This is a genomic window from Nitrosomonas sp. Is35 (assembly GCF_033063295.1).
GTDB lineage: Bacteria > Pseudomonadota > Gammaproteobacteria > Burkholderiales > Nitrosomonadaceae > Nitrosomonas.
On sequence record NZ_JAWJZH010000001.1, the window covers coordinates 1,650,790 to 1,669,584 of the forward strand.

The following is an 18,795-nucleotide window of genomic DNA, read 5'->3' on the forward strand; positions in this document are numbered from 1 at the left end:
TATAGGCAAAATAGGGGTGATCGACACCTCATTTTACTTATATCGTTCTAAGTATCCGCTTGATATGCAGACCAGACCACAAGTTATTGAAAAATTTTAATAATAAAAGAATAGCCGCAGATTGAACCGGCCCTTGATACTGAAACGAAGCTGCAAAGTAATGCTAAAAACCGCATTACGTTACATCAAGATCACATCATACTGCTCTTGCGTATACGACTCTTCAACCTGCAAGCTGATCGGTTTTGCAATGAAATCACCCAGTTGGGCTAAGCTTTGCGATTCTTCATCTAAAAAAAGATCGATTACTTGCTGCGATGCCAGAATGCGAAATTCATTGGCTTCAAACTGCCTGGCTTCGCGCAGCAATTCGCGCAATATTTCGTAACAAATGGTTTGCGCGGTTCTGATTTCCCCCCGCCCCTGACAAGTCGGGCAGGTTTCGCATAGCACGTGTGCAAGACTTTCCCGGGTTCGCTTACGTGTCATTTCAACCAACCCCAGGGCACTGAATCCATTGACGGTTATGCGCGTGCGATCCTTGGACAGTGCTTTGTTGAATTCCGCTAAAACCGCCTGCTTATGTTCCTCGGAATCCATATCGATGAAATCGATAATGATAATGCCACCGAGATTACGCAGACGCAGTTGCCTGGCAATAACCTGAGCGGCTTCCAGGTTGGTTTTGAAAATAGTGTCGTCGAAATTACGCACACCGATGAATCCACCGGTATTGACGTCCATCGTGGTCAGTGCTTCGGTTTGATCGATGATCAGATACCCGCCGGACTTTAAATTGACACGTTTGGCCAATGACTTTTCGATTTCTTCTTCCACACCATACAAATCGAATAACGGGCGATCTCCCGTGTACAACACAATGCGTTCAGCGATGTAAGTCATGTAATTGTGCGCGAAGCGAACCAGCCGTTGATAATTCTCCCGCGAATCCACGAGAATCCGGGTGGAATCTTCATCCACGAAATCGCGCAATATCCGATGGCTGAGATCCAGATCCTGATAAAGTAAAACAGGCGCCGCAATCGTCACTGATTTCTGTTGAATGTCGCGCCATAAGCGGTGCAGATATTCCAGATCGGCACGCAAATTGGCCTCGTCAGCGGTTTCCGCCATGGTGCGAATAATATATCCGCCTTTTTCTTCTGCCGGCAAAATCTGCTGTAACCTTTCCCGCAACAACTCACGTTCGCTATCGTCTTCAATACGCTGAGAAATACCGATATGCGATTCTTGCGGCAGGTATACCAGCAAACGGCCCGCCAGACTTATTTGCGTGGACAACCGTGCACCTTTGGTGCCAATCGCGTCCTTGATCACCTGCACCAGGATGCTATTCCCTTCATATAACAGTTTCTCAATAGGTTTGGCCGTATCGCCCTCCGGATTGGAGTCGCGGATATCCGCCACATGCAAGAAAGCAGCACGGTCCAGACCAATATCGACAAAAGCCGATTGCATCCCCGGCAAAACACGGCTGACACGGCCGTTATAGATATTCCCGACAATGCCCCGGCCGCTCGTCCGTTCAATGTGAAGTTCTTGCGTAACACCCTGCTCTAATATTGCTACCCGGGTTTCTTGCGGCGTGATATTAACAAGAATCTCATTGCTCATATTCAATACAATTGGTTCTCAAACAAATCAGAAATTGGATGTAGCGATAAATCAGACTTAAGAGCGCGCTACCATAATCTTATTGGAAAATTTCTATACCGGTTTCTGCCAGTAACTGCGCTGTTTCATAGAGCGGCAACCCCATAATGCCGCTATAGCTGCCGGACATCTCGACAATGAAAGCGGCCGCCATGCCTTGAATGGCATATGCGCCTGCTTTATCCAGCGAATTATTATTCACTAAATAACTACGAATCTCACGTTCGCTGATTTCACGAAATCGTACCGTTGATATCGACAACCGCATTTGCACGTCATCCTTCACGCCAACACCGATCACTGTCAGAACCTGATGCGTGCGGCCTGACAAGATTTTTAGCATTTCTTCGGCATGTGCATTGTCTCGCGGTTTCCCGAGAATGCATCCATCTATCGTCACAATGGTATCCGCCACCAACACCGGCAAAACCGGCAAGTGGCGTTGCATTATCCGTTTCCAGCCGGCGTTCGCTTTGGCCCGGACCACCCGGTAGATATACTCTGACGGAGCCTCGCCCGTAAGCGGCTGTTCATCGATATCGATCGCACGCCCTAGTGTTTCACGCATCATCAGCAAGTTGAATTTCACCCCAATCTGCCTTAACAATTCACGTCTTCTGGGGCTTCTTGATGCAAGATATATTTGATTCTCAGAGAGCATTACAGTCAATCATCACTTTCAATCGGGATTTGATCATTTCATTCATTGTATTTTAAAACCTAATCACCACGGGGCGCGCTTCACATTTCCGTGATCCTGTTCAAGCGCGATGATAAGGGTGGTTTTTGTTAATCGACACTGCACGATAGATCTGTTCCGCCAGCAGCACACGAACCAAACCATGCGGTAACGTAAGCTTCGACAAAGCCATCAGTTCATGCACGGTTCGCTTGATATCACCATGCAGTCCATCAGCACCGCCAATAACGAATGCAATAGCTTCGCCCGCTGCCATCCATGTGTTGATCACATCCGCGAATTGCACCGTTGTCCATTGCTGGCCCCGCTCATCAAGTGCCACAATGTGGCAATTCGGCGGTAAAACGGCACGAATCCGTTGAGCTTCCGCTTGCAGAAGCTGCTCGACCGGTTTTCCGCCAACCCGCTTTTCCGGTTTAATCTCGATTAAATTAATGTTAATTTCATGGGATAAGCGCTTGGTATATTCGGCATAACCAGCTTCTACCCAATCCGGCATTTTGTTTCCAACCGCGAGTATAAAAAATTTCATGACCCAAAGAAATCAGTTGATCGTACTTTAGCGTGCTAATTCCGCTCCGACCATAGCGCTTTCAGATTGTAATACTCGCGTACAGCTGGCAGCATGATATGCACAATCACATCACCCAAATCAACTAGCAACCATTCCCCTGTCTGCTCCCCTTCCATGCTGTAAACCTTTCCCCCGGCGGTTTTAACTTTTTCTTGCACATTATTGGCCAGCGCTTTGGTCTGACGGGTTGAGTCGGCACTGGCGATAATGATATATCCAAACATCGCAGTAATTTTGGACACATTAATCACATCAATATCGTGCGCTTTAATTTCCTCCAAAGCATCGACAATGACAGGTACCAGTTTTTCTGAATTCATAGGTTCTCAGTGTATAAACGATTGAATTTAATATACTCAGCGACACTCTCGGGCAGCAGATAGCGTATGCTTTTCCCAGCGCTGATCAACTGTCGAATTTGTGAAGCCGATATTTCCAGCAACGATGTTTGCGCCATATAAATAAAACCGCCGGATTGCAATTCGAGCTCACTGACATCAGTGACACAGCGGGAAGACAATATTTTCCGCACCTCGTCGGGCAAATTCTGGCCTGCATTGATGGAAACAAAGCCTGGCCGGGTAACCACGATGAAATGACACAAATCGAATAACTCATGCCATTCAGACCATTGATTGATCTTAGCAAATGCATCGATGCCCAATACAAAGCAAAGCGCGGTGTTATCTCCCAGCTCGCGCCGGTACTCCTGTAACGATTGCACCGTTGTGCTGATTCCGGGCCGGTTGATTTCCCGTTCATCGAGCGAAAACCGGTTGTTATCCTGAATGGCCAGCCGCACCATGGCTGTGCGATGCCCTCTCGATGCCGTGGGCGCAGCGCGTAACCGGGGAGCACCCGAGGGAACAAAGATCATGCGCCTTAAACCGGCGATATCCAGCAGTTCTTCAGCAACGCGTAAATGTCCATAGTGGATAGGATCAAATGTCCCGCCATAAATGCCAATCAGTGGAAACTTATCGGTAACAGCCATAGTTGTGAATAAAGAAATGAACGATGCGGATCATAGCAACGCCAAGCGCATATCCGTCAATACTTCCGATAGATGCGTCGTAAAACGGGCCGCCGTTGCACCATCGATGACACGATGGTCATAGGAAAGCGACAAAGGCAGCATGAGGCGTGGCACAAATTGGTGGTCACGAAAAACCGGTTTGATACTGGCCTTGGAAATACCCAAAATGGCCACTTCCGGTGCGTTGATGATGGGTGTAAAAGCTGTTCCGCCAATACCACCCAGGCTGGAAATGGTAAAGCTCGCACCTTGCATGTCAGTGGGTTTTAACTTGCCTTCGCGTGCCAGTGCAGACAATCTCGCCAATTCTTCGGCAATAGTGATGATCCCCTTCTGATCGACATCCTTTATGACCGGCACCACCAATCCATTGGCGGTATCCACGGCAAAGCCAAGGTGGTAATAATGCTTGACGATTAAATTGGCTTCACCATTGCTATCGTTATCCAGCGATGCATTGAATTCGGGAAATTTCTTCAAAGGTGCGATTAACGCTTTCATCAAGAAAGCCAATAAGGTCAGTTTGACTCTATTTTCTTTACCGCTATCGTTGGATTCTTTCCGCAATGCTTCTAAATCGGTGATATCCGCTTCGTCAAACTGCGTGACGTGCGGAATCATCACCCAGTTGCGGTGTAAATTCGCGCCGGAAATTTGTTTAATGCGCGTTAACGGTTTTAATTCAACCGCGCCAAACTTGGCAAAATTCACCTGCGGCCAAGGCAGCAAATTCAATGCCGCACCCGTCCCGGTGCCACGGGATCTTGACAATTCGGCTTTCACATAAGCCTGCACATCTTCTTTGAGAATGCGATGTTTGGGGCCGCTGCCGGTAATCAAATCGAGATTGACGCCGAGTTCCCGCGCAAAGCGGCGGATCGACGGACTGGCATGCGCTTTGGATGGAGCATTGCTGACCGTGGATACAGTTTGTGGCAGATTCTGCGGTTGGTTAACAACCGGCTTAGCGTCCTGCTGCGGTTGCGGTGCGGTTTCTTTTTGAACAGCGGCAGCCACGGAAACTTCAGGAAGCGCTTCCACGCGGTTGTTATCAGAAACTTCCAGGGTCAACACGGTGCTACCTTGCGATACTTTGTCACCCGCTTTGACCAATATTTCCTTCACCAAACCGGAATAAGGCGCTGGAATTTCAATCGTCGCTTTGTCGGATTCGAGCGTAATCAGCGAATCTTCGGCCTTCACCATATCGCCCGTTTTGACCAGCACTTCAATAACCGGCACTTCTTTAAAGTCACCGATATCCGGAATGAGCACTTTTTTTAATTCAGCCACACGCTTTCCTCACACGCCTTCGAATGGGAGAATGCAATGACGCACATTCATTGTTGTTGATCCATCACCGGTCAACTGGCCGCCGGATTGGATTTTTCCGGATCGATACCATACTTCTCAATGGCTTGAGTGACTTGCTGCTGGGTGATCTTTCCTTCTTCCGATAATGCCTTGAGTGCCGCCACGGTAATATAGAACCGGTCGACCTCGAAGAAATGGCGCAGTTTCTGACGCGTATCGGAACGGCCGAAGCCATCGGTTCCTAACACGCGATACCTGCCCGGCACAAATTCACGAATCTGATCCGCATAGATTTTCATATAATCCGTCGCGGCCACTACGGGGCCTTTTCTGCCATTAAGACAATTTTCCACATGCGATTCTTTTGCCGGTTGTTGCGGATGCAGCATATTCCAGCGGGTGACAGCCAAAGCCTCGCGTCTTAACTCATTGAAACTGGTTACACTCCAGACATCGGCATGCACAGCATAGTCTTGTTTTAGTATTTCTGCGGCGGCAATCACCTCACGCAGGATGGTTCCGGCGCCGAGCAGTTGCACACACGGTGCTTCAGCATCCGCATCCGCATCCGCTTCACAGAATAAATACATGCCTTTCAAAATATCTTTTTCAGCACCAACCGGCATCTCAGGGTGAGTGTAGTTTTCATTCATCACCGTGATGTAATAATAAATATCCTCCTGCTCTTGATACATGCGGCGCAATCCGTCCTGAATGATGACCGCCAATTCGTACGCAAATGCCGGATCATACGCTACGCAGTTGGGAATCGTCGATGCAACGACATGACTGTGCCCGTCCTCGTGTTGCAATCCCTCGCCATTCAATGTGGTGCGCCCTGCCGTTCCGCCCAGTAAAAAACCGCGGCAGCGCATGTCACCGGCGGCCCACGCCAAATCACCGATACGCTGAAACCCGAACATGGAATAAAAAATAAAAAATGGAATCATTTGGATCCCATGCGTGCTATAAGCTGTCGCTGCCGCGATCCAGGATGACATAGCGCCCGCTTCGCAGATACCTTCCTGCAAAATTTGCCCATGCTTGTCTTCCTTGTAATACATCAGCTGATCCGCATCCTGCGGTGTATACAATTGACCGCTCGATGACCAGATGCCTAATTGCCGGAACATTCCCTCCATACCAAACGTACGCGATTCATCCGCAACAATCGGTACGATATGTCGGCCGATTTGCTTGTCTTTCACCAGAATATTCAGAATCCGCACAAACGCCATCGTGGTCGACGATTCGTGCCCTTCACCGCTGGCCTTCAGCAGTGCTTGAAAAGCGGACAATGATGGTACCTGCAATGCTTCTGCGCGCGGTTTACGGCGGTGAAAGGTGCCGCCCAACGCCTTGCGCCGCTCGCGCATATAGATGAATTCCGGCGAATCCTCGGCAAACGTCAAATAAGGGATTTCGTCGATCTTGTCGTCTGGAATATCCAAACCAAAGCGATTGCGGAACGCTTTTAACGAAGTCGTTCCCATTTTTTTCTGTTGATGGGTAATGTTTTGTGCTTCACCGGCTTCACCCATGCCATACCCTTTGATCGTTTTGGCCAGAATCACCGTTGGCTGTCCGATATGTTTTGCCGCCGCTGCATACGCCGCGTAGACTTTATGAGGGTCGTGCCCGCCGCGGTTTAACCGCCAGATATCGTCGTCCGACATCGTAGCGACCATCTCCAGCAGCTCCGGGTATTTGCCGAAAAAGTGTTCGCGCACATACGCACCGTCTCTGGCTTTGAAGTTCTGGTACTCGCCATCGACGCATTCCATCATGCGTTTCTGCAATAATCCTTTGGTATCTTTAGCTAATAACGGATCCCAATACGAACCCCAGATCACTTTGATGACATTCCAGCCGGCACCGCGAAAAGCGCCTTCCAATTCTTGAATGACTTTGCCGTTGCCGCGCACCGGACCGTCCAAACGCTGCAAATTACAATTAACAACAAAAATCAGATTATCCAATTTTTCGCGCGACGCCAATGGAATAGCACCGAGCGACTCGGGCTCATCCATCTCGCCGTCGCCCATGAAAGCCCAGATTTTACGGCCGTCGGTATTGACCAATCCGCGGCTGCCCAAGTATTTCATAAAGCGCGCCTGGTAAATCGCCATCAACGGGCCAAGTCCCATCGAAACCGTGGGAAACTGCCAGAAATTAGGCATCAGCCATGGGTGCGGATACGAAGACAAACCATTACCGCCCGTTTCCTGGCGGAAATTATCCAGTTGCTCTTGGCTCAATTCGCCGGATAAAAATGCATAGGCATAAGCGCCTGGAGAAGAATGCCCCTGTACATAGACTAAATCGCCGCCGTGCGTTTCACATGGCGCATGCCAGAAATGATTGTAACCCACGTCGTAAAGCGTCGCGGCTGAAGCGAAGCTGGCGATGTGCCCGCCGACATTGGTATTTTTGTTGGCGCGCAACACCATCGCCATCGCATTCCAGCGCACATACGAGCGAATCCGGTGCTCGATGGCATTGTCGCCCGGCGAGCGTGCTTCCTTACCTGTGGGAATAGTATTGATATACGCGGTCGTGGCGCTATAAGGCAGATAAGCGCCGGAGCGGCGGGCTTTCTCGATCAGTTTTTCCAGTAGAAAATGAGCACGTTCGCCGCCTGCACTGACGATGACCGAATCCAGCGCATCCAGCCATTCTTGTGTTTCCTGCGGATCAATGTCCGGTTGCTGTTCCATATGCACACACGCTCATTTAAGTTTATTAACTTGCTTACCCGATTTTAAGACCGGTCTGGGCCCGTTCCGCCGCCAGAATAGTATTGCACAACAGCATGGTGATGGTCATAGGCCCAACCCCTCCCGGAACGGGTGTAATAAAACCCGCAACTTCCTTGACGGTGTCGTAATCGACATCACCGCAGAGTTTCCCATCCGGCAATCGGTTGATACCGACATCAATGACGACAGCACCGGGTTTTACCATCCCGGCGGTAACCATACGCGGCTTCCCGGTCGCTACAACCAGAATATCCGCATTTTTGGTAAATTGCTGCAAATTGCGTGTTTTTGAAGTGCAAATAGTCACCGTAGCGCCTTGTTCCAGCAACATGAATGCCATTGGCTTACCCACAATGTTGCTGCGCCCGATCACCACCGCATGTTGTCCTTCAATCGGAATCCGGTTTCTTTCCAGCATTACCATCACGCCGTACGGCGTGCAAGGAGAAAAAATGGTATTGCCGGTAACCAATGCGCCGACGTTATACAGATGAAAACCATCGACATCTTTTTCAACGGCGATGGATGCGATGACGCGGTTATTCTCAAAATGAGCGGGCAACGGTAGCTGAACCAGAATGCCATGAATGTGCGGATTCTGATTGAGTACCTGAATACAATTCAATACTTCATCCTGTTCCGCATGCTGCGGAAAACTATGTACTTCGGAATAAATACCAATATCGCTGCAAGCTTTAACTTTATTTCTGACATACAGACTGGATGCCGCATTGTCTCCCACAATAATGACTGCCAACCCTGGCTTGATGCCCAGTTGAATCAGTTTTTCCGCGCGCGCTTTCCATTCAGTCCGCACCAATTCGGCCAATTTCTTTCCATCGATAATCTGAGCACTCATTTTTACACCAGCAGCCGGTTGATCAATCTACGTGAATTGCTATACACCGAACAGTTAGAACATCTTGATTCCACGAGCAGGACTAGCTCGCTTGCTTCGCTTTCTTGATTTTTGTGCGATAGATGAAAATACCGATTAAAAATACCGGAATGACAAAAATCGCCGCAGCAATAAGCCCGCTCGCAAGTATCGCAATCGTGGTATTTCCCGGCATGAATAAGGTAACAAACCAAATCACCAAAAAGGCAATTCCCAAACCGCCGTACAACATGATCTTTCTGCCGCGATCATACAATCGCCAGAACGCTCCGGATACTTGCGTATCATCTACGTAGTGATCAAATACTTCCGCCAGACTGTTATCACCAGGTTCAGATTCATAACCGATAGCGACCGCTAGTGCATTGTGATCTTCTTCAATTTTGGACATTTTCCTGAGAAACTCAACGCGCTTGGCGACTTTCTGCTGGGGCATGCGCTCTTGCACGAAAAATTCCGCCAATGCCGCGAACGCCAATTCACGCGCATCATCAGCGCTGCCCAAGTTTTCCGCGAACTTCCACATGACACCAAACAAATAAAGTTGAACAGTCATATCCCTGAATTCAGGCGCGAAATCATAACCCTTGCTCTTAATAAGCTCGAGTTGCGTAGCCTTGACTTCTTTGGCATGCGCAATACAAGCTTCCATGATTGAAACATCCGGACCCGTCTTATCTGCACCCTCTAATTCTGCAGTAGTCTTATCAGAAGCAGCTATCTTCTTTGTCATTTTGAAACCCCATGCTTTTTTATTTTAATCAGAATATTGATGCGCATTATATACTGGCTGAAGGAATCAGGAAAAAGTTCATTCCGGTTTCGTGGCTTTTCTGCCATGAATTCGTATCGGGCAATTTCGTGGATACGATGTTTTACTAGCGTAGAATCTGATAAAACAATGTACTGCTACGAGTTGATTGTTAGCGCGCGTGAAGATTAAGACGTTGCCAGATAGCGGATGTCAAGTTGGCGGAGTTCAACGTATAAAAGTGCAATCCGGGTGCACCGGCTTGCAATAGCTGTTCACATAAACCAGTGACAACATCCAATCCAAAAGCGTGAATCGATTCACTGTCGTCGCCATAACCTTCGAGTTTCTTACGAATCCAACGTGGAATCTCTGCGCCGCAAGTGTCCGAGAATCTGACCAGTTGTGAAAATTTATTGATCGGCATGATGCCGGGAACAACCGGAATATTCAAACCGGCTGCCTCGCATAACTCAACAAAATGAAAATAAGCGTCGGCGTTATAGAAATATTGCGTAATCGCCGAACTGGCGCCCATTTCAATTTTACGTTTGAAATTATCAAAATCCGCTTGCGCAGACCGCGCCTGTGGATGATATTCCGGGTAAGCTGCTACCTCGATATGGAAAGAAGATCCGTATTCCTGCCGGATAAAAGCTACCAGTTCGCTGGCGTAACGAAACTCGCCGGCTTGCGCCATTCCAGACGGCAAGTCACCGCGCAACGCGACAATATGGCGGATTCCCGCTTCGTAATACTTTTCCAAAATGGCACGAATGTTATGTTGCGTTGAGCCGATACAAGAAAGATGCGGTGCAACGACATGCCCTTCCGCTTGAATTTCCAGCACGGTCTCGAGCGTCCGCTCGCGCGTCGAACCTCCCGCACCAAAGGTTACCGAAAAGAACTTGGGATTGAATCGTGCCAGCTGCTGGCGCGTCAACCGGAGTTTCTCAACACCTTCGGGAGTTTGCGGTGGAAAAAGTTCAAAGCTGAAAGCAGGAGGAAATTTTTTTTGTGATTCCATTTTTGCAAGCTCTATGGATACAGAATTAGCACGACTACTGTCGTAACTACGTAGATATAATCATTATTTTCTTACTGAAAGAACCAGCAGAGCAGATGCAAATTCATGCGCCAGCTCTTCCAGTAAAAAAGAAGGACGATTAATACCGGTACATTTCTGGCTTGAATGGACCGTTTTTGCTCAATCCCAGGTAGTTAGCCTGTTCATCGGTCAATTCAGTGAGTTTCACACCCAATTTTCCGATGTGCAAACGCGCCACTTTTTCATCCAAGTGTTTAGGCAATACATAAACATTTTTCTGATAATTTGCACCGTTCTGCCATAGCTCCATTTGCGCCAATACTTGATTGGTAAACGAGCTGGACATCACGAAAGAAGGGTGGCCGGTCGCACATCCCAGATTCACCAGCCTGCCTTGTGCCAACACGATGATACGGCGGCCGGTAGGGAATATGACGTGATCCACTTGCGGTTTGATATTTTCCCATTGGTATTTTTGAATGGATGCGATATCAATTTCCGAATCAAAGTGACCAATATTGCAAATGATCGCCTGATCCTTCATTTTCAGCATGTGATCATGCGTGATGACGCGCAGATTACCGGTTGCGGTAACAAAGATATCCGCCTGACTGCATGCATCGTCCATCGTTACTACGCGATACCCTTCCATCGCAGCTTGCAGCGCGCAAATCGGATCAATTTCAGTGATCCAGACAGTCGCTCCCAAACCTCGCAATGATTGTGCGCAGCCTTTGCCGACATCACCATATCCGCAAACCACAGCAATTTTGCCGGCAATCATGACGTCCGTGGCACGTTTGATACCATCAACCAAAGATTCCCTGCAACCGTACAAATTATCAAACTTCGATTTTGTGACGGAGTCATTCACGTTGAAAGCGGGAAACGGCAGTTCGCCATTTTTCTGCATTTCATATAAACGATGCACACCGGTCGTGGTTTCTTCTGTTACACCGCGTATCCTGGCCAGATTGGTTGAGTACCAATTGGGTTCGGTTGCCAATTTCTTTTTGATCGATGCAAATAATGCGGTTTCTTCCTCGTTGCCTGGATTCGCAATAACCGCAGGATTTTTCTCAGCTTTTGTACCCAGAATCAGCAATAACGTCGCATCCCCGCCATCATCCAGAATCATATTGGCGCCGACCGATTGACCGGCAGCCGTCCATTCAAAAATCTTGTGCGCGTATTCCCAGTAATCTTCAAGCGACTCGCCCTTATAGGCGAATACCGGAATATTTCTGGTAGCAATCGCAGCAGCTGCATGATCCTGAGTGGAAAATATATTGCAGGAAGCCCAGCGCACTTCGGCACCCAGCGCTACCAGTGTTTCGATCAATACCGCCGTTTGAATCGTCATATGCAAAGAACCGGCAACCCTGGCACCTGCCAGTGGCTTTTGGTTTGCATATTCCTTACGTAATGCCATTAAACCCGGCATCTCCGTTTCAGCGATCGCGATTTCTTTACGTCCCCATTCTGCCAATGCAATATCAGCAACCTTATAGTCAGTAAAGAAACTACCATCGGAATTAAGCACAGCGTTCATAATAATCATCTCCTCAATTTATGAACGAGCGCCGTTGTGACAAATACCCGCCTATGCTGAGCCTCGCGGAACCAACCGCTGCAGCGCTCCTCACCATAGGGGAAAACCAATTAAAGGTTATTAATGTCGGCAAAGATTACAGAAAATTTAGAGACCGGCATCAGCACGTAATTGCGCGGCCTTATCCGTAGCTTCCCAGGTAAACTCAGGAAGTTCACGTCCAAAATGCCCATAAGCAGCTGTCTTGGCATAGATCGGACGTAACAAGTTAAGCGCATGAATGATACCGCGTGGACGTAAATCAAAATGTTTTTCGATGAGTTGAACAATCTTTTCATCGGCAATTTTACCCGTACCGAATGTATTGACCATCAATGAAACAGGTCGTGCAACACCAATGGCATATGCCACCTGCACTTCGCACCTACTGGCAATTCCAGCCGCCACGATATTTTTAGCCACATAACGTCCAGCATAGGTGGCGGATCGATCTACCTTGGATGGATCTTTGCCGGAAAAAGCACCGCCGCCATGATGCGCTGCACCACCATAGCTATCGACAATGATCTTACGTCCGGTCAAGCCGCAATCGCCCATCGGACCACCTACCACAAAACGCCCGGTGGGGTTCACCAGATATTGAATACGGTTACTGATCATCGAAGCAGGTAATACCGGTTTAATGACTTCTTCAATAACCGCTTCGCTCAAAGCGGAATGTGAAATATCCGGATCGTGCTGCGTGGAAATCACCACTGTCTCGATTTGCTGCGGCTTACCGTTTTGATAACGCACTGAAACTTGTGATTTGGCATCGGGGCGCAGCCAAGGCAATTGGCCTTTTTTTCTCAATTCGGCTTGCCGTTCAACCAAACGATGCGCATAAAAAATGGGCATGGGCATTAATTGCGGTGTTTCGTCGCAAGCGTAACCAAACATGAGGCCCTGATCGCCCGCTCCTTGTTCCATTTCTTCCTCTTTGGAACGATTAACACCTTGGGCGATGTCCGGCGATTGTTTGTTGAATGCGGTCAATACGGCGCACGTAGTCGAATCGAAACCGATATTTGAACTGGTATAACCGATATTTTTAACCGTTTCACGCGCAATGATATTGTAATCAACCGATGCATGGGTCGTTATCTCGCCTGATAAAACAATCAACCCTGTACTGCACAACGTTTCGCATGCAACCCGCGCGTTAGGATCTTGACTCAGAATTGCATCCAATACAGCATCAGAAATCTGATCGGCAACCTTATCAGGATGCCCTTCAGAAACAGACTCAGAAGTAAAAAGATATTCACTCATAATTTAACCAATAAAATAATGATAAGTTTTAAGTATAGCGGATTGTGTCTTTGAAAATAGAACTCTGTCAATTTCGACAATGCTATTGTGACGGAAGAATTAAACCATGCATCATGGAAATAGACGGTGATTAGCTGATCTATTTCATAGTGCTGTCAATAACAACGCACTTTATGCTTACATGCATTTGCTGGACAAATTGACAATTCAATTGCTTTCCGAAAATGAATTCTCTATTCAATCCAGTTTATACATCAACATAATCAGCTTCGTAGCGTGTATTACCCATTCTCACCCGTTAGCTGTAAGAAATTCTAACCCAATTTGTTAAAAATATCGAATAAGGGACAGTAACGAAGCGAAGAAGTGTTTTTTCTTATCGAAAAAGTGTTGTTAGAAATAATTTTATGAGAACATGCTATGGGAAGGTTAGGTTGTGTCGTTGTGTCAAACGCATTGATTTTTGTCCACTGGAAACTCTGAGAATCTCAAGTTAATGAACCATCAATTCATGGAAGTTACATTTACTCGTATCACTCAGTCCATTACGCCTATCGCAATCTGCTTCTCACGAACCACCCGGCTGCAGGCGCTCACGGCTGCGGGGATGGTATTGCTGCTGTGCAGCCACACCGCATGGGCCGCTGCATTTGGTAAGCTGATACAGCCTTTCGGCAGCTATGGCTTTACCGCGGACGACAATATATTGCGTTTGCGCACTGGTATGGATCCCGTGCCGCTGCTGGGTACGAGTAATCTTTTTGATATCTCCCATCGCTTTACCGGCGGCGTGATGTTTGAGAAAGAAGTCGGGCGGCAACGCTTGAATGCGAATTTAAACTGGTCGCATACCCGTTTTGAGAGATTCGACCAGATGAATAATAACCTGAAGAATTTCAGTGGCAGCTGGCGTTGGTTTCTTGGCAACCGTCTGGAAGGTAATATGGGTGCCAGTTATGTGCAGTCACTGGCGCCGTTTTTGTTTCAGCCGGGCGTTAAAAATGTGAGAACCGAACAAACCGAGTTTTTTAACGCCAGCTGGAGTCTCCATCCACGCTGGCGCTTGAATGGCGCTTACACCCGCTACGATCTCAATTCAAACAGTCCCAACTTGCGCTTTCTTAACCGTATTGAAGATCGCTTCGAAGGCGGAATCGATTTTGTGACATCGGGCAGAAATACCATCGGCGTGCTGTTTCGCGGCACCATCGGTGATTTTCCGGTTCGTGTCCTGGCAGCCGATGGTTCATTAACAGACAATAGCTATCATCAGAAAGAGGCATTGGCAAAAATCAACTGGGCCGTAACCGCTAAATCGAATCTTTACGGAACGGGCGGATGGGTAGAGCGTACCAATGCAAGTTTCCCCGTACGTGACTTTAACGGATTTAATGCCCGCCTAATCTATAGCTGGCAACTCACCGACCGGGTTGGATTATCGGTGAGCGGTTGGCGCGAGACCGCTGCACTGCAAATGCTTACCGCTAGCTTCAGCCTTAACACCGGGGGCAGTTTTATACCGTATTGGGATATCACACAAAAAGTGAAACTCCAAGGAGATTTTTCCTATCAGGATCTGAAGTTTGATAACTTTTCAATCTTTACCGATTCCTTCGCACCGATCGGCACGCACAATACGCTTCGCAATGCCGCGGTAAAACTCATATACGCCCCCTACCCTGGTTTGCAGCTGATGGCTTCGGTCTATCACAATGATTTACAAACCAATAACAGATTGGGCGGATTTAACGCCAATGGCGCCAATATCAATCTGCAATACACGTACGGAAAACGATGACAGTTAACGATTTACCGATAGTAGCCTTTTTCAAGCATCTGCTCGATCCTTTTATCATCTGGAGCATGCTGATACTGACCGCCTGGTTGTACGATGAAGATTTCACCAGTTACTACCTGGTGCTGGTCATCATTACCTTTTTCGTTTCCACCTACATTTACGAGCGCATTCTCATTTACCGCAATTGGCGCAAGGGGCGTTTGTTTGCTTATATGCGCGATACGGTGGTGGGTTGGCTGATGATTATCACTATCCTGGTGTTTCTGGGGTATGCCACCAAATTTCACAACCAATTTTCTCCGCAAGTGCTGCTGACTTGGTTCATCGTCACGCCGTTGATGCTGATTGCGAGCCACATTACGGTGCGAAGCATTATCAACAATCTGTACAACAAGGGTAAATTGCGTTCGGCGATTGTGATCGGGGCGAATGAAAACAGTCTGGCGTTCATTCGTCACATTGCCGAGCTGCCCTTTTTGCTGATCAGTTATCAGGGTTTCTTCGATGAGCGCAACAGTTCACGCATCGCCGCCGGCAACTTCGGCTCCCAGTCCGATGAGCCGGATGATCCCTCGTCCGCCGTTGCCATCACCAGACCGGACGACTTCGGTTCGCGTTTGGGGGGATTGGACGATGTTGTTCCTTATATCAAGAAGCATAATACCGAGATGGTGTTCATCAGTCTGCCGATGTCGTCGCAGCCGCGCATTCAGAAATTGATGGATGAGTTGCCGGATACCACGTCGTCGATCTATTTTCTGCCCGATATTTATATCTTCGATTTGATGCAGGCGCGTTTCGAGTACATCGGCGATACGCCGGTCGTGGCCATGAACGAGTCGCCTTTCATCGGTGTCGACGGGGTGGTGAAAAGTATCAGTGACTTTATATTGGCTGTGCTGATCATTATTTTGCTATCACCCATCATGGCGTGTATTGCCTTGGCGGTGAAAGTCACGTCGCCCGGCCCGGTGATCTTCAAGCAGCGCCGCTATGGTTTGAATGGGGAGGAAATCATCGTGTATAAGTTCCGCTCGATGACGGTGACCGAGGATGGCGCCACGATTCAACAAGCGAAACAGAACGATCAGCGTCTGACCAAAATCGGCGGCTTCCTGCGCCGCACGTCGTTGGATGAGTTACCGCAGTTCTTTAATGTGCTAGAAGGTAAAATGAGTATCGTCGGCCCGCGTCCGCACGCAGTGGCGCATAATGAGCTCTACCGCAAGTTAATCAAGGGTTATATGCTGCGCCATATGGCCAAACCCGGCATCACCGGCTGGGCTCAGGTCAACGGCTGGCGCGGCGAAACCGATGTGCTGGAAAAAATGAAAGCCCGCATCGAACACGATCTCTACTACCTCAAAAATTGGTCCATCTGGCTCGACCTCTGGATCATCTTCAAAACCGTCTTGGTCGTCTTCAAAAAAGATAATGCTTACTAGCATCAATCGTTGGGATAATCGCTAACCGATAATATGCCGCAGCCAGCGGCTGATATCCGCAATTTCTGCTTCGCATACACTATGCGCCATGGGATATTCATGCCATTCGAGCGGATAACCGGTTGCCAGCAATTTATCGCGAGACGCCGCAGCATGTGAGAGTGGTATTACCGGATCGTAAATGCCATGCGCCATGAATACCGGTGTCGTTGCATTCGCGTCACAGGCTTCCACTGCGAGAGTCTCCGCGAGCGGCAAATAACATGACAAGGCGATGATGCCAGCCAGCGGATTGTTTTGACGCAATCCGGTCTGCAATGCCATTGCGCCGCCTTGCGAGAACCCGGCGAGAAAGATGTGACCGGAAGGAATACCACGCTGCACCTCTCTTTCAATCAAAGCATCCAACGCTTGTTGCGAATCCCGGATACCGGATTGATCCTCAGGGTCGTTAAAGTCTGCGCGATAAATATCGTACCAGGCGCGCATGACATAACCATTATTAATCGTGACTGCACGCTCCGGCGCATGCGGAAAAATAAATCGAATCGACGCGCCGGGCGGCAGCGTCAGTTCATCGATGATAGGCACGAAATCGTTACCATCAGCGCCCAGACCGTGCAGCCACACAATGGCATGCGCCGGTGAGCCACCGGTTTCAATTTCCACAGCGGGTAATAAATCAATTGCTTTTTTCATCGATGAAAAAATACCCATTCACATTGTATTGACATAAAAAATCGATCAGATAAAATTCCGCAACTCAACGAATTCACCATAAAGGAAGTTATGAAACGCAGGGATTTTATAAAATTAATCGGCACAAGTGTACTCTCTTTCCCTGCTTCATCCTTAATAGCTAAGCAACTGCTCTCATCGGACTTCAGCAACTGGACCAGTTACCGCCTCAGCTATCAAGTCGATCTTCCGGCCAAAGGCAATACGGCCCGTTTATGGCTCCCGCTTCCCGACACCAATGATTCCGCTTTTCAATTCACGCAAGGCAGTAACTGGAGCGGTAATGCGAGCAAAGCATCATTTTCCACCCTCGGCGCGAATCCCTTCCCGGCATTCAAAGCGGAGTGGCAGGGTAAACCTAAAAGCGGTCAACGCCATGTCAGCGTCAGTTGCATCGTAAAAACCTCTCATCATTCCTTTGATCTGGCGCATTATCCCGCCATCAAGAATTCAGCGTTGCCCAATAGCATCAAGCATTATATTAACCCGACGCATTTGAAGCCGACCAATGGCATTGTGCGTGAAACCGTTCATGCCATTCTGAAAGAAAAGCATGCCGAAACGACAGTGCAACAAGCAAAAGCAATCTATGATTGGGTAATCGATAATGCGCAATACGATGAAAACACGCGTGGACGCGGTCAAGGCGATGTCAGAGCCATGCTCGAGAAAAATGAACTCAACGGAAAATGCGTTGATTTGAATTCATTATTTGTCGCACTGGCCAGAGCGGCCAATATCCCCGCGCGTAACCAATACGGTATTCGCATTAATGAATCAAGCCTGCACAATTCCATCGGGCAATATGGCGATATCAGCCAATCGCAGCACTGCCGCGCAGAATTCTTTCTGGCCGGGCACGGTTGGATACCGGTCAATCCGTCCGATGTGCGACAAGTATCCAAACTGGAAAAACTGCCGCTGGACGATGCAAAAATCATGCACTTAAGAGAAAAATTCTTCGGCACCTGGGAGATGAATTGGTTGACGTTCAACCACGCCGAAGATCTGGCGCTGAATCCTGGTAATGCCGCCAGCAAGTTGCCATTCTTCATGTATCCGCAAGCGGAAATTGACGGAAAACTCTTGGATAGTCTGGATCACGAGAACTTTTCCTATAAAATCACTTCAGCCGAACTCGTCGGTACCGGCGCCAAGTTTTAGCACCATGGCTATTTATTAACAATCGGTAAAGAC

General features: G+C 48.3%; 16 protein-coding genes and 1 riboswitch. Of the genes, 3 read left to right on the forward strand and 13 right to left on the reverse strand.

Annotation, left to right across the window (positions count from 1 at the left end):
- Positions 1–180: 180 nt before the first annotated feature.
- From rng to metK, 12 genes are all read right to left on the reverse strand, one after another.
- Positions 181–1,635, reverse strand: coding sequence for a ribonuclease G (gene rng / locus R2083_RS07635; RefSeq protein ID WP_317538058.1), 1,455 nt, complete (start codon positions 1,633–1,635; stop codon positions 181–183).
- Positions 1,636–1,714: 79 nt separating this feature from the next.
- Positions 1,715–2,335 carry a Maf family protein gene (locus R2083_RS07640; RefSeq protein ID WP_317530654.1) on the reverse strand — a complete coding sequence of 207 codons (621 nt, stop codon included), beginning with the start codon at positions 2,333–2,335 and terminating at the stop codon, positions 1,715–1,717.
- Positions 2,336–2,435: 100 nt separating this feature from the next.
- Entirely contained in the window at positions 2,436–2,906 is a 471-nt protein-coding gene (gene rlmH / locus R2083_RS07645; RefSeq protein WP_317538059.1) for a 23S rRNA (pseudouridine(1915)-N(3))-methyltransferase RlmH, read from the reverse strand.
- Between the two features lie 35 nt (positions 2,907–2,941).
- Positions 2,942–3,268, reverse strand: a complete 327-nt coding sequence (rsfS, locus tag R2083_RS07650; protein ID WP_317530652.1) for a ribosome silencing factor — start codon at positions 3,266–3,268, stop codon at positions 2,942–2,944.
- Positions 3,265–3,942, reverse strand: coding sequence for a nicotinate-nucleotide adenylyltransferase (nadD, locus tag R2083_RS07655; RefSeq protein WP_317530651.1), 678 nt, complete (start codon positions 3,940–3,942; stop codon positions 3,265–3,267). Before nadD ends, rsfS begins: the two co-directional genes overlap by 4 nt.
- A gap of 30 nt (positions 3,943–3,972) precedes the next feature.
- Positions 3,973–5,277: a dihydrolipoyllysine-residue acetyltransferase gene (gene aceF / locus R2083_RS07660; protein ID WP_317530650.1), complete on the reverse strand. Its 1,305-nt coding sequence runs from the start codon at positions 5,275–5,277 to the stop codon at positions 3,973–3,975.
- Between the two features lie 71 nt (positions 5,278–5,348).
- A complete protein-coding gene (gene aceE, locus R2083_RS07665; RefSeq protein WP_317538060.1) occupies positions 5,349–8,015 on the reverse strand; it encodes a pyruvate dehydrogenase (acetyl-transferring), homodimeric type in 2,667 nt (888 codons plus the stop codon).
- A 34-nt stretch (positions 8,016–8,049) separates the two neighbouring features.
- Positions 8,050–8,916 carry a bifunctional methylenetetrahydrofolate dehydrogenase/methenyltetrahydrofolate cyclohydrolase FolD gene (gene folD, locus R2083_RS07670; RefSeq protein WP_317530648.1) on the reverse strand — a complete coding sequence of 289 codons (867 nt, stop codon included), beginning with the start codon at positions 8,914–8,916 and terminating at the stop codon, positions 8,050–8,052.
- 82 nt (positions 8,917–8,998) lie between these two features.
- Entirely contained in the window at positions 8,999–9,688 is a 690-nt protein-coding gene (locus R2083_RS07675; protein WP_317538061.1) for a hypothetical protein, read from the reverse strand.
- A gap of 190 nt (positions 9,689–9,878) precedes the next feature.
- The gene (gene metF / locus R2083_RS07680; protein WP_317538062.1) at positions 9,879–10,733 is read right to left on the reverse strand and encodes a methylenetetrahydrofolate reductase [NAD(P)H]; all 855 of its coding nucleotides are present in this window, start codon (positions 10,731–10,733) and stop codon (positions 9,879–9,881) included.
- Between the two features lie 139 nt (positions 10,734–10,872).
- A complete protein-coding gene (gene ahcY, locus R2083_RS07685; RefSeq protein WP_317538063.1) occupies positions 10,873–12,306 on the reverse strand; it encodes an adenosylhomocysteinase in 1,434 nt (477 codons plus the stop codon).
- Between the two features lie 19 nt (positions 12,307–12,325).
- A riboswitch (S-adenosyl-L-homocysteine riboswitch) is annotated at positions 12,326–12,404 on the reverse strand.
- A gap of 49 nt (positions 12,405–12,453) precedes the next feature.
- Positions 12,454–13,617 carry a methionine adenosyltransferase gene (gene metK / locus R2083_RS07690; protein WP_317530644.1) on the reverse strand — a complete coding sequence of 388 codons (1,164 nt, stop codon included), beginning with the start codon at positions 13,615–13,617 and terminating at the stop codon, positions 12,454–12,456.
- Between the two features lie 511 nt (positions 13,618–14,128).
- Here metK and epsL point away from each other — a divergent pair.
- Together epsL and R2083_RS07700 are read left to right on the forward strand one after the other, a co-directional pair.
- Positions 14,129–15,415 carry an XrtB/PEP-CTERM-associated polysaccharide biosynthesis outer membrane protein EpsL gene (gene epsL, locus R2083_RS07695; protein WP_317538064.1) on the forward strand — a complete coding sequence of 429 codons (1,287 nt, stop codon included), beginning with the start codon at positions 14,129–14,131 and terminating at the stop codon, positions 15,413–15,415.
- A complete protein-coding gene (locus tag R2083_RS07700; protein ID WP_317530444.1) occupies positions 15,412–16,860 on the forward strand; it encodes an undecaprenyl-phosphate glucose phosphotransferase in 1,449 nt (482 codons plus the stop codon). Before epsL ends, R2083_RS07700 begins: the two co-directional genes overlap by 4 nt.
- Positions 16,861–16,881: 21 nt before the next feature.
- Here the strand turns inward: R2083_RS07700 and R2083_RS07705 are convergent, their stop codons facing one another.
- A complete protein-coding gene (locus R2083_RS07705; RefSeq protein ID WP_317538065.1) occupies positions 16,882–17,559 on the reverse strand; it encodes a dienelactone hydrolase family protein in 678 nt (225 codons plus the stop codon).
- Between the two features lie 90 nt (positions 17,560–17,649).
- Between R2083_RS07705 and R2083_RS07710 the strand changes: the two genes are divergently transcribed.
- Entirely contained in the window at positions 17,650–18,762 is a 1,113-nt protein-coding gene (locus R2083_RS07710) for a transglutaminase domain-containing protein (protein ID WP_317538066.1), read from the forward strand.
- The last annotated feature ends 33 nt before the right edge of the window (positions 18,763–18,795 follow it).